Annotated in this window: 10 protein-coding genes; all 10 read right to left on the bottom strand. The window is 35.8% G+C overall.

Annotation, left to right across the window (positions count from 1 at the left end; all coding sequences use genetic code 11):
• Nucleotides 1-122 precede the first annotated feature (122 nt).
• The 10 genes from AC3IS6_RS15600 to AC3IS6_RS15645 all read right to left on the bottom strand — a co-directional run bounded on the left by AC3IS6_RS15600 (nucleotide 123) and on the right by AC3IS6_RS15645 (nucleotide 12,869).
• The gene (locus AC3IS6_RS15600) at nucleotides 123-500 is read right to left on the bottom strand and encodes a VOC family protein (protein ID WP_489160689.1); all 378 of its coding nucleotides are present in this window, start codon (nucleotides 498-500) and stop codon (nucleotides 123-125) included.
• A gap of 21 nt (nucleotides 501-521) precedes the next feature.
• Nucleotides 522-2,258, bottom strand: a complete 1,737-nt coding sequence (locus AC3IS6_RS15605; protein WP_489160690.1) for a sodium:solute symporter family protein — start codon at nucleotides 2,256-2,258, stop codon at nucleotides 522-524.
• 123 nt (nucleotides 2,259-2,381) lie between these two features.
• Nucleotides 2,382-4,910 carry a PIG-L family deacetylase gene (locus AC3IS6_RS15610; RefSeq protein ID WP_489160691.1) on the bottom strand — a complete coding sequence of 843 codons (2,529 nt, stop codon included), beginning with the start codon at nucleotides 4,908-4,910 and terminating at the stop codon, nucleotides 2,382-2,384.
• A gap of 206 nt (nucleotides 4,911-5,116) precedes the next feature.
• Nucleotides 5,117-6,754: an LVIVD repeat-containing protein gene (locus AC3IS6_RS15615; protein ID WP_489160692.1), complete on the bottom strand. Its 1,638-nt coding sequence runs from the start codon at nucleotides 6,752-6,754 to the stop codon at nucleotides 5,117-5,119.
• Between the two features lie 218 nt (nucleotides 6,755-6,972).
• Nucleotides 6,973-7,497, bottom strand: coding sequence for a hypothetical protein (locus AC3IS6_RS15620; protein ID WP_489160694.1), 525 nt, complete (start codon nucleotides 7,495-7,497; stop codon nucleotides 6,973-6,975).
• Nucleotides 7,498-7,701: 204 nt separating this feature from the next.
• A complete protein-coding gene (locus AC3IS6_RS15625; protein WP_489160695.1) occupies nucleotides 7,702-9,528 on the bottom strand; it encodes a hypothetical protein in 1,827 nt (608 codons plus the stop codon).
• A gap of 84 nt (nucleotides 9,529-9,612) precedes the next feature.
• A complete protein-coding gene (locus tag AC3IS6_RS15630; protein WP_489160696.1) occupies nucleotides 9,613-10,713 on the bottom strand; it encodes an AI-2E family transporter in 1,101 nt (366 codons plus the stop codon).
• Between the two features lie 111 nt (nucleotides 10,714-10,824).
• On the bottom strand, nucleotides 10,825-11,355 hold the full coding sequence (locus AC3IS6_RS15635) for a mechanosensitive ion channel domain-containing protein (RefSeq protein WP_489160697.1): 531 nt from the start codon (nucleotides 11,353-11,355) through the stop codon (nucleotides 10,825-10,827).
• A 10-nt stretch (nucleotides 11,356-11,365) separates the two neighbouring features.
• Nucleotides 11,366-11,950, bottom strand: coding sequence for a Maf-like protein (locus AC3IS6_RS15640; RefSeq protein WP_489160699.1), 585 nt, complete (start codon nucleotides 11,948-11,950; stop codon nucleotides 11,366-11,368).
• Nucleotides 11,943-12,869, bottom strand: coding sequence for a geranylgeranylglycerol-phosphate geranylgeranyltransferase (locus tag AC3IS6_RS15645; protein WP_489160702.1), 927 nt, complete (start codon nucleotides 12,867-12,869; stop codon nucleotides 11,943-11,945). Before AC3IS6_RS15645 ends, AC3IS6_RS15640 begins: the two co-directional genes overlap by 8 nt.
• Between the last annotated feature and the right edge of the window lie 85 nt (nucleotides 12,870-12,954).

Genomic DNA, 12,954 nt, shown 5'->3' on the forward strand with positions numbered 1-12,954 from the left:
CTTTTGTGCCGAACCCCGGCACAAAAGGATGCCGCTCCATCAGGGCTAATTCATTCCGATCCAGAAAAAAAAAATTATGTTTGGATAAAGATTAGTTTATCCAAACATAATTTTTTCAATCCTTATTTCTTTTGCTTCAACTGAAATACATTTCCTTCAGGATCTTCTCCATCACAGAGCCAGTATTCGTAAGTATCAAAAGTACTTACTTCCCGCATCAATACATTTTGATCAAGAAGTACTTGTCTTAGTGCATGAATATCTTCATTAATTTCAAAAACAATTTTGGTGTTATTGTCAAATTTATAACCAGATTTAATTTGAGCCAAATAGGGATCACCAATTTTATGAAGCCCGATTTTAGCGTTACCAACATTCAAAAGCACCCATTCGGCTTCGTATTCTTCAAGTATTTCAAAACCAAAAATTGTAGTGTAAAAAGATTTTAATCGGTTTACATCCTGAACATATAGGACAATGGCATCTAAATTCAGTTTCATTTTTTCTGGTTTTAAATTAAACTATTCCAAAACTACCTCCTCAGCATCGGGCTCGTTTCTAAAAAAGGCAAACTGCATGAATAGCGCTAGGACAATGGTCAAAATTGCTCCGATAAAATTCAGCCACAAATACCCCAGTTTTTCCTGACCGCTTGGGTAAATAGCAATCATAAAATAATAGATGATAAATATAGTGATCTGACTGATAATGGCACTGAAAAACATTGCTTTGGCCTTTACACGGCGCAGGTAAAAACCAACAAGGAAGATTCCTAATACGGTTCCGTAGAAAATAGACCCAATAATATTTACCAATTGAATTAAGTTTTCGAACAGGGTCCCCACGCAGGCAAAGAGTATGGCTATAATTCCCCAGAATAAGGTGAAGAACTTAGTCGCATTCAGGTAATGTTTTTCGGACTTTTCGGTCTTCAGATTTCGTTTGTAAATGTCGATAGCTGTTGTAGAAGCTAATGCATTTAATCCGGAAGCTGTTGAAGACATGGCGGCCGAAAGAATTACAGCTAATAATAAACCAATAAGCCCTTTTGGTAAATAATGCAGTATAAAGTGGAAAAAGACATAATCTTTGTCGTTGGTTTCACTGTTGCTGTCTGCTTTTGATATGATTTCTTTGGCACGATCGCGAAGGTCTTTTTCTTTATTTGATATAGTAACCAGTTCTTTTCGTAAAATCGGATTATCGAAATCCTGATTCAACTGGTCGATGTACAATAAATTAATCACTTTTTTGTCTTCTGAAAGATTGCTTAGTTTTTTCTCTAAAGCATGATACTCTTCTTTATAAGCCGATTTTTCAATCACAATTTTATTGTTTGGATTAAAATTTAAAGGAACAGGATTGAATTGAAAAAAGACAAAAACCATAACTCCTGTTAACAGGATGAAGAATTGCATAGGTACTTTCAAAAGTCCGTTCATGATAAGCCCCATTTGGCTTTCACGAACCGATTTTCCGGATAAATAGCGTCCCACCTGTGACTGATCAGTTCCGAAATAGGCAAGTGCAAGGAAAAAACCACCGGTGATTCCACTCCAAAAAGTATATTTTTCTTCGGGATTGAAAGAGAAATCTACAATATTCATTTTATCGTTTGCTCCGGCAATATGCAGGGCACTTGTAAAAGTCATATCGTTTGGCAGGTAATGCAGGATTAAGAAAAAAGTAATAAACATTCCCGACACGATCACAAACATCTGTTGTTTCTGTGTTACGTTTACCGCTTTTGTTCCTCCAGAGAACGTGTATATGATTACCAGAACACCAATCACGATGTTCATTAGCGTTAAATTCCATCCCAAAAGAGCCGACAGGATAATCGCCGGAGCGTAAATGGTTAATCCGGTTCCTAAACCTCTCTGGACCAAAAATAAAATAGCGGCCAAAGAGCGGGTTTTTAAATCGAATCGCTTTTCTAGAAATTCATAGGCGGTAAATACTTTGTTCTTATGATACAAGGGTATAAAAGTCACACAAATCACGATCATTGCAATGGGCAATCCGAAATAGAATTGTATAAAACCCATTCCGTCATGATAAGCCTGTCCGGGAGTTGACAAAAAAGTAATGGCACTGGCTTGAGTTGCCATTACCGAAAGCCCAACAGTGTACCAGGGAGTTTCGTTGTTTCCAAGAATGAAATCCTCAACGTTCTTACTCCCTTTGGTTTTCCAAGAGCCGTACCCAACAATAAATAAAAGAGTAACAATTAGTACGATCCAATCAAATAGTTGCATAGGTTATGAGTATAATTTCATGATGAGGAAAAAAATCAGAATGTAGATGGCATTGGCTACCAAAACGTAGGTGTAGCTTTTTTTCCATTTTTTTATTTTTTTAGCTTCCATATTGAGAATGGTTTATTTTTTTAATTCTTGTTTAGGAGCTTCTATAGGCTGTTTTAATGAAATCATATTCGATAGCAGTCGATAAGCACCGGCAACACCTTCGGGTAGTTCTCTAAAGAAGCTTAGACCGGTGTAAATATAGTATCCTTTTCCGTAGGGCGCTACCAATAAAGCACCATTTTTAGCAGATTCACCTTTATCGTGTGAAGAGAGAATAGGAGTGAAGGCAGGATCATACTGATCAGGATAATACAAACCTTGTTCTTGTTTCCAGCCTTCGAAATCTTTAGGACTGATTTTGTTTGGTGTATTTAAAATAGGATGATTGGGTGCCAGAAAAGTAATTTTAGCATTTTCTTCTGTAACACGATCATTTGATATTTTTAAAGGATAAGGTGCAATCTGATCGGTAACGGTTTGGCCATACGTATTGTACTGTACGATCATGTTTTTACCGCTTTTCACAAAGTTAAAAAGTATGTTTTGTTTATGCGCCAGTGCGTTTACGGTATTGTAAGCACGTACACCAGTCATCACTACGTTAAAGGAATCCAGTTTTTCAGGGGTGATTTCTTCCGGTTTTATGATAGTAACTTTGTATCCCATTTGCGTTAAACTTTCCGGAACTTCATCACCAGCGCCCATAATGTAAGCAATGGAGTCACCATTTGTTTTTAATTCTATTCGAATACACTTTGACTCCGCAGGTTTTAGTACCATCTGTTTAGTAATATGACTGTAGTCAATAATGGTCTGATCCTTGTCAAAACGTTTGTTGTCGACAATAGCAATGCTTTTCACAACAGTTTCTTCGGGATTTACAGGTGGTGTAACTTCAAAATAAAAGATTTGCTCGTTTCCTTTTTTCTCTAAGGTAAAAGGAATTTCTTTTGGAGAAACGCTCCAGCTTTTTGGTAATTCCAATTGTAAATTTCCTTTGATGCCGTCTTTTCCGGCACGTACTTTTACCGGAACCAGTTTGCTTTGGGTGCTTCCAAAAATTAAAACTTTTTCGAGAATTGAAGTCGTAACTTCGGGAACGATGTCCAGAAAGTTATACATTTCACCTTTTACACCGTCGTTGTATTTGTAAATGACAGTGCGTTCAAACGGAATTTCTACTCCATTTATTTTAACATTAAAAACAACTTTTACCTGTCTGATAATATCGGGAATCCCAATATTTTCCTGATTGGAAACGGTATACATTCCTTCGGTTGCTTTTTCTTTTAGCCAATAAGGCTGCGTATATTCAAGTGTATTGGGAAGCTGAAGTGCCAAACTTATTTTTTGATCTTTATTGTTTTTCAGCAGTATGTTTTGTGCGGTGTTTTTTTGGTCCGGCAGCGAAGTTACACTGCTCAGCTGCATATCAATCGAAGATCGATTAATGGCTTCCAGAGTTATTTTTATGGTGCTTCCGGGTGTTGCCTCCTGTTCGATGGCGGCAGCTTCGAGATACAATCCGGTGCAGGAAGCGATAATGTTTTTAAGGGCAGCCGTTTTTACGGTTTTCCAATGATCGTCTTCCAGTGCCTCAATCAGGACATAAGCTTTAACCAAATCGGGAATACTGGCCGACGGATTGCTAAAGTCATATTTAGCGATAATTGAAGAGATTAAATCGCCAACAGGTTTACCATTTTTAACGCGATTCCATGAAGTATCAATTCCATCAAATAAATTAGATTCTTTAGGTCGATCACCGTTAATAAGTTCTAAAAATTCAGTTTCGTCCCCACGGGCTCCGGTACTTCCAAAACCTTGTGATTGATGACGACTGCGGCTTAAAGCGGCAATTTCCTGATTAGATTTTCCAATTCCCGGATAATAAACTCCTGTTTCTAACTGAACAAAGTTCGATTTATTGGCAGCGTTAAATTTTTCCTGACTTCCGTAAAACCACCAGGATGTATTGAAAAACTGACGTTTAACCTGCCACGGTTTTACATATTTTAATTGTTCCGGATATATTTTTGGATCGTTTGTAAGTTTAAAGCTTTCTACACTTAACATCGCCGAGGAGGTATGATGTCCGTGTGTGGTACCTGGTGAGCGATGATCGAATCGGTTGATGATCACATCGGGTTGAAATTTTCGGATCGTCCATACCATATCCGCTAATACTTTGTCTTTATTCCAGATTTCTAAAGTTTCATCAGGATTTTTTGAGTAACCAAAATCATTTGCGCGAGAGAAAAACTGTTCACCGCCGTCAATTTTTCGGGCTTCGATTAACTCCTGTGTTCTGATAACGCCTAACAATTCACGCAATTGCGGTCCAATTAAGTTTTGCCCTCCATCGCCACGGGTTAAAGATAAATAACCTGTTCGGGCATTTACTTCGTTGGCCATATAGGAAATTAAACGGGTATTTTCGTCATCCGGATGTGCTGCAATGTACAATACGGACCCCAAAAAGTTTAATTTTTTAATTTGATTGTAAATTTCGACAGAACTTGGTTTTTGTGGTTGTTGTGCAAAAGATAGCGTAGTACCTAATAAAAAAAGAAGAAGAACTTGTATCTGAATTTTTCGCATAGTGTGGTTAGGTGTTTTTTGATAGAAGTTCAAAAATACTAATTAAATTATTGTACAGTATTTAAATGAAATGTTAATGTTTGGTTATTGATTTCCTTTTTTAAGAAAATTAATTCCAAAAAAAAGCTGCCAGATTTAATCTGACAGCTTTAAAGAAAATGGATCTAACACCTTAGATCATGTGGTATTTCTTAGGATTACAGCACTTATTTCAACTTGTTTTCTGTGTCTTTATAGTTTCCTGTAATGGTGACGTTACTGTTCTTCGTTACTTTTCCATAAATCGTAATAGAAGAATTATTTCCTGTGAAATGGATCTTCGCACCACTATTTAATCGTAAATCTCCCCAAATCACTACAGTACCTTCAATTTGTAATACGGCGTTACTGTTAATAATAAATTCTGTTGGGTTAGACTGTTGGTATTTCCCCTGAGACAGCGTTCCGCTCATATTGAAAGTTCCGCCGCTATTTAAAGTCAGACTGTTTTGAATGGTAATCGAACCACAATGGGTTAATACTGCTCCCGAATTAACAATAGCCGTGTTAATGGCTGTAGCACCCGAGTAAGATTTCACTTCATTTGAATTTAAAATCAGATTTTGTCCCTGATTGTAAGTTCCGTATCCGGTACATCCGGCGAAAGTGGTATTTGGTTTTTCCATCTTGATGATTTTCAAACCGCCTTTTCCGCTAGCCACATAAATAAAATCACCGCTGGATTTTACATAGTTAGACGAACCTAAGATATCAACGGTTCCCAGTAAACTTAGTTGTGAACCTGTTTTGTATACATTTAAACCTGCAGCACCATTGGCTACAAAGGCATATCCATCATTTACCGATACGGCATTGGTTACATTTTCCTCACCGACAGTCGCTAGTGAGATGGTTTGCAGTTTAGAACCGCTATTAAGGTCGTAAACGCTTAAACCGTTATATCCTTCTGATACTAATAATTTGGTACCATCAAAATCCATTGTTCTTTTTGCTGCTTTTACATCTGTTGATGTGGTAAAGCTTTTTTGCAAAGTAAGCGTAGATTCATTGTAAATATTTACTCCTTTTGAACCACTCAAGGTCACAACTTTGTCCCCGCTGATCGCGACAGAACGTAAATCTTCTACCGCAACTTTGCCAGAAACTGCTTTGGAAGCCGTATTGATTTTAAATAAACTTCCCTGATCTCCTGTTACGGCAAAATAAGAGCCCGAATTTGAAGCAATGTCAGTAGTTACTTGACCTTCAAGATTAGTTATAGTATATTTATCAGTCAGCATACCTGAATTTAACGTCATGTTAATTACAACAGCAGGACTTGTTAGTGTCGGATTTTTATCAACATCTGCCGCAGCGCCAATAATTAAACTTCCATTGGAATAGGTTAATGATGTAATATCAGTGTTTGCGATCAATGCAGAAGTAATCAATTTCGGTTTATACGGATCAGAAACATCAATAACATCAATTGCTCCTGAATAGGCTTCACCACTCATAGTGTAAGCAACATAAGCATAGTTTCCGTTTACTGCAACATGATTGGCTTGTAAAGTTCTTCCGTTGTTATCTTTTGGAGGATTGATTTCCGCAATTTGTACTAACGGTAAATCAGTCGTAGAAGACGGACTGCTTTTTGAAAATTTACCTGTAGATGTGGATGGACCAGTGATGGAGATTACTCCCGAATTGGTATAATCAAGTCTTTTGCTTAAAGCGGCAACATCACTATTGATTTCGATGTTGTTATTTTTAGCCTGATCATTCGTAGCGGAGTCTTCGTGATTGGTACAAAATGTAAAAAGGGACAACGCTAATAATGAAAATAAATAAACTCTCTTCTTCATAAACTCTGTTTTTTAGTTTAAATTTCGTGCAAAATTACGATTATTTAAAACATTTTTAAAAACGGTTAGGAATACTTTAACTTTTTCAATCGTTTTAGCTATTATTTTTACAATATCTTTAATAAATTAACTTTTTTATCATTTAGTATGCATGCATAAAAAAAGAGTATCATGATTTTGATACTCTTTTGTATTGAAAATTAATGATTTAGCAAATATTAGCCTCTTCTGCGGCCGTAGTGACCATCGTGATCATCATGATCGTCATCGTCGTCATCGTCTCTGTCGTGTTTGTTACGCTTTTTATCATAGTGTTTATGGTTTCTGCGCTCATAACGATCGTCATTATATCCATAAGCTGGTCTCGGTTTGTAACATCTTTGCGGTGCACCATGATATCCTTTGTAATACTTTACTCTATGACGATCAAAGTAAGTATAAGGTGTTCTGCCGTGATAATCGTTTAAAATTACTTTGTAACCACCGTACAAATCATAATTTCTGTATTGTCTCGGCAAGTAATTTGTTCTAACCCATCTTCCTCCTCCAAAATAGATAAACTGGGAAGCTCTTACATCATAATATGCTTCGATGTCGGGCAAGTAATAATACTCCATTTCTGCATATCCTGCAGGTCCCCAAGCTGGAGGTGCTCCGATGTTAACATTTATAGATACCTGCGCTTGCGTGGCATTTGCAACCAGGAGAAATAATCCTGCGATTGCTAATTTTATTGTTTTCATTTTTCTAATTTTAAAGTTATGGTTGATCCTGTTTTAGGATATTCATATACTGTGCCAAAAAATAAAGTATTTTGCATTTCATCGGATAAATTATGCGTTTTAACGATTTTGTAAAACGAGAAGTTTAGTTAATCTTTTGGTAGTGAAGTAGTTTTGGCTTTTTTGTTTTTTTTTGAAAAAAAAGTGAAATAAAATATTTTTTCATTATTTATATTCCACAACTCTTGGTTTGGCCAGCTCAAAGTTTTGCAAACCAAAATCACTAGTCTCAAAAGTATTCGTTTTAAAAACACTATCTCCCTGATAAGGAATGGTAGGGTAGTAGGAGAGCGAAAGCTGAAAGGAACTGAATACCAGATAATCATTACTAATCAGCAAACCTAAAGTCACTTTCTGGTATCCTTTATTTCTTCCTATGGCATCATTTGGTTTTCCCAGTACCGCAACCGAGTAATTAAAGAACGGGTTTAGACGAAATCCCCAGAGCGCATAAGGAGAATAGCTTTGGGTTTGAAGTGACAAAACCATTTTATTTGTACCGTATAAAGCGGTATTGAACCCGGCTAAACCATTTTTATTATTAATATTAAGCTGATCTCCGATAATATTTTCCCGATTGGCACCAATAACCATAATTGGGTTCACAAATTGACGCAGTTTCCAGTTTCCAATACTGAATAGTTTTGTAAAGTAAGTAGATTGAAATGAAAAGGCTGTTTGATAAGTTTTAGAATCATGAAAAAACGTACCTGCCTCAAAACTCATACTTAAAAATCCCCAACGATAATAATTTCCAAAAGAAAACTGAGCTCCTGCATAAGGCCGCCACTGCGCGTTTTTGTACTGATAGCCTAAAGTGATTCCGTAGATTCTTCCAATAGGAACGTCTTCTGTCTGGCCATTTCTGAAAATATAGTTGTCTTTTATAAATTTGCGTCGGTTCAGACCGATTCCGCTCAGAATCAATTTCTCATCTGAATAAAAATGGGTAGGATCATAAAGTTCAGCCGGAGCATCGGTATAATTGACATTTAGAAAGCGTGCGGTTGCCACCAAATTGGTTATACCATTTTCATCTTCAAATACTTTACTGGCATGTCCTGCCCAGAAATCCTGAAAGTTATTCTTAAAAGGCTGAAAAGCATAAGACTTATCAGGCGCCTGCAAACTGTCTTTTCTGTAGTTTTGACCTGTATAAACACCACCTGCCCATTTGGTCAAAGGGGAATAAAAGAGGCGTTCAACGTTGATACTCTTGCTGTAATTATTGTCAATATCGATCTTATAGAACAAGGTGGTTCCTATATAAGTGTTTTTGATATTAGGAATGGTGTAGGTTGCTTCATTTGCAGTCCGGCCATCATTAAACCTGCTGGTATGTTTGTATTCCAGCTGCTGTCCCCATCCAAAAAAGTCTTTTTCTTTAATACCAAAAGAAACCTGATTGCTCGAGATCGCAAATTTAGGAATCGTACTCCACGAGTCCAGAACTCTAATCGTGACATCAACTGAATCTGAAGCCATTCCCGCTACTTTATTAGTGATCCGTACAGCTGTCACGTATCTTTGAGATCGTATCAAACGCTCAGATTCCTGTACTTTATAAGTGTCGTAAGGTGTATTTTTCTTAAACAACAACAGATTGTAGATTGCAATTTTTTTGGTTTTTAAATGCAGTCGGTTTCCTGTTCGCTCTCCCCAATTTTTGGGCACCTGAGTGGTGTCTATAAGGGAGTGTCCAAAAGGATCGAGTGTAATAATGTTAATGTTCCGAATTATTTTTCCGCTAAAATCGGTAGTATCGTTTTGCACCAGAATTTCTTTTTTTTGAGGCCTGTTTCCTCTGAAGAATAATTTGTGCAGGGTTTGTGTAAATTTATTCTTTTTAGAGTAGTTCCGAATTTTTTGATAGACCTCGCTGCTGTCTTTTTTACGGTTTTCGCTTTTTTGAGGCGAATTAACCTGAGCATAAGTGCCTTGTAAGCAAAAGCATAATAGAATAAAAAGGGATATTTTTCTGATTATGGACATTATATAATTTTTGACTGGCTTGAAGGTCGATTTTGAGATGAATATAAGAAATTATTGCGATTATATTTTGAATTGTGATACTATTTAATTTTCGACCTTTAGTTTTCGGATTCTCCAGCTGAATTTTTTAGGCATGTGATTACCCATCAAATATCCCCAGGGCTCTAAGGATTCAATTCTTTCAAATATAATTTTTAAAATGGCTAAAAGTGGGATGGCCAAAAACATACCTGAAATTCCCGCAGCGGCACCACCGATAATGATTCCCATAATCGAAACGAAGGCATTAATTTCTACTTTAGAATTAATAATTAAAGGAACAAGTATATTGTTATCAATCAGCTGTACAACAATGTTTACAATCAGAATTCCAAGAATAATAGAGTTTTCCGGTGTTCCAGTTAAGGATGCTATTACTGTGATGATACCGGCGATCAGAATGCCAATATATGGGATCATGTTTAAAATTCCGGTTATTAACCCTAATAAAATAAAGTATTTTACGCCAATAATCCAGAGTCCTAAACTTGTCAGAATAGAAACCACTATCATTTCAAAAATCAGACTCACAATATAATTGTTAATCGAAACTTTTATTTGTGAAAGGATGTCTTTTAAAATCGCATGATCTTCTTTAGGGACTAATTTAGCAAGGAAAAGAATAAAATGATCTTTATACAGTAGAAATAAAAAAGTATAAATTGGGATGATAGTACAATCTAGCAGAAGATCTGTTATGGAGATTATGGCTGAACCTATGGAGCTTTTTCCGTTTTGTACAGAGTCTTTGGTCACATTATCCAGGTACTTCTTTTGTTCGCCGATGCTCACGTGAAAATTATCTTTTACAAATTTATGAATGTCAGTGATGAAAGCGTTTGCATTTTTCTTTATTGCATCAAAATCGTTGGCAATATCACTAATCTGATAAGAAATAAAAACTAAGATACCAACAATGCATAAAGCGAAAATTAAAATACAAGCCGCAGCAGCAAGATGTCTGGGAAATTTTAATCTGGAATGTAAGAATGTAAAAATAGGAACCAATAAGACCGCAAATAAAAATGCCAGTAATACCGGAGTAATAATATCTTTTCCGATACAGAAAATAAAGGCAAAGCTTATAAAACTTACCAGAATAAAAGCAAGTTTAGCATAAAAAGGTAATTTTACAGAGTGGTTCATTGTTGATGGAAATTAAATAAAGGCTGAAAATTTGTAAAACAAATATTATATTTTATTATAAATAATCTGTTTTACCTTTTTAATATAACTTTATAAAATTCCCATTCTTATTTAATCAAAGAACTCTTTTTCTTCGTATTGTACCGGCATGATAGAGATTCCTTTTTGCAGCAATAAATTATTTGGAAAAATGATCTTCTCACCGTCTTTTGTTTTCAAATTCACATGAAAGGCACTTATGTCCTCGATTTCGGCTTCTATAGGAAAGTCTTTATCATGAATTTTGATGGTATCTCCAATTCGAAAAGGAAAGGAAAAAAACAAAATCATTCCCGAAGTTATATTGCTCAGAATAGACCATTGAGCAAACATAGCCACTCCAATCACAGTGGCAATAGAAGAAACAGTTATGAAAATATCTTTAGTTTCAACGCCCCAAATTACAATTAAACTAATCAGAACCAGTATGTTCATCAGTAAATGAATGTACTTGATTACCAAATTGGTCCGGTGCTCTAGTAATTGACTTGTGCTGGCATATCGGCGAATTAATTTCGCAACGATAACACGTAAGGCCACAAGAACGAAAATTAGAATTACGGTGGTTAAGATCTCCTGACTATATTCTTTAAAAGAAAACATAAATAAAATTTTACACTAAAGTACTCAAATATTCATAAACTTTTGCTGTTGGCAATCCCATAACATTAGTATAAGAACCTTCTACTTTTGCAACTGCCATAAAACCAAACCATTCCTGAATACCATAAGCACCGGCTTTATCATAAGGTTTGTAGTTTTGGATGTAATACAAAATAGCCTCGTCGGATAAATCATTGAAAGTAACCTTTGTAATATCGTTTAATAGTGTGGAAGAATGATTTGTCTTAAAACAAACGGACGTTATTACTTCATGTGAGGTATTGGATAGCGACTGGATCATTTTAAAGGCTTCTTCAGCATCTTTTGGTTTGCCTAATGCTTTATTTTGATGCCAAACGATAGTGTCGCTGGTTACTAAAATTTCATTTTCGTTAAGTTCACCTTCAAATGCATTGGCCTTTAATTCTGCCAGATAATCGGTTATTTCGACCGCCTTTAATTCAGGTGGATAAATCTCCTCAATGTCTTTTAATCTAATTTCGAAGTCAAGATCGAGGTCCTTAAAAAACTGTTGCCTGCGTGGTGATCCGGAAGCCAGAATTAAAGTATATTTTTTTAGTTTTTCTTTAAGCATTGTACTTGATATTTAGAGTGATAACGAGAATTGATAAAATTCCAAAGAATAAGATTAATTTCAAAACGGTACTTAAATGATAAAATTCTTTTTGATTTTTTGCACCAAATATTTTGACAATAAAGTAGAGCAGCGGTGCTAATACAAAGGCAAAAGCATAAAAGGTAGCAATAAAAAGGTTGTTTTTGACAAAGTAAGTATTGATGTAAAGCAGACAGGAGATAAAAGGGATTATAGCAAATCCCAACGCAATTTTTGCTGCCCTGCTATTTCCGATTGCAATAGGCAACGTATTCATTCCCTGATTGTAATCGCCATTAACATCCTCAATATCTTTGACTATTTCACGAATAAAATTGATCATAAAGGCAAATAGAGCATAATCGGTTAAGATAGAGAACAGACTCGCCATTTGTGCCTGATTTTCTGAAGTTGTAGCAGGAAAAAGATCGAAAACCCCAATAATCAATACACTTACAGAAAGCAGTAACGCTACAACAAAATTCCCCAGTATCATAATTTGCTTTAAAGTTGTCGCATAAAAATAGAGAAGTGAAGCGATCAAAATAAAGAACGAAGCAAACATGGGTCTAAGAATGATATTAGACAAAAGGAACCCAATGGCAACACCGGTAATATTTAGTCCAATATAAATGTTATAAGCGGTGGTTTCAGAAATTCCTTTACCAATTACAACATCATTAGGTTTGTTGATGCTGTCGGTCGCAACATCATAAATATTATTGATTACGTAACCCGCCGCGGCCAGTAAAACGGTACTTAAAACCAATAATCCGTATTGCCAGTCCGCTAAAGCTAAAGGAACGTTTTGTTGTTTAAAAAAAGCATAACGAAATAATACTTGCATAAAAGCAAGCATCAGTAGGTTTTTGTATCGAATGAGTTTGAGGAATTTCATTTTTTTGAGGTACTAAGGTTCTGAGAGGCTAAGGGACTAAGTTTTTTGTGAGATGTAAAATGTTATGTGTGAAATGTAATCCGCA

This window comes from Flavobacterium sp. KH_035, assembly GCF_057839565.1.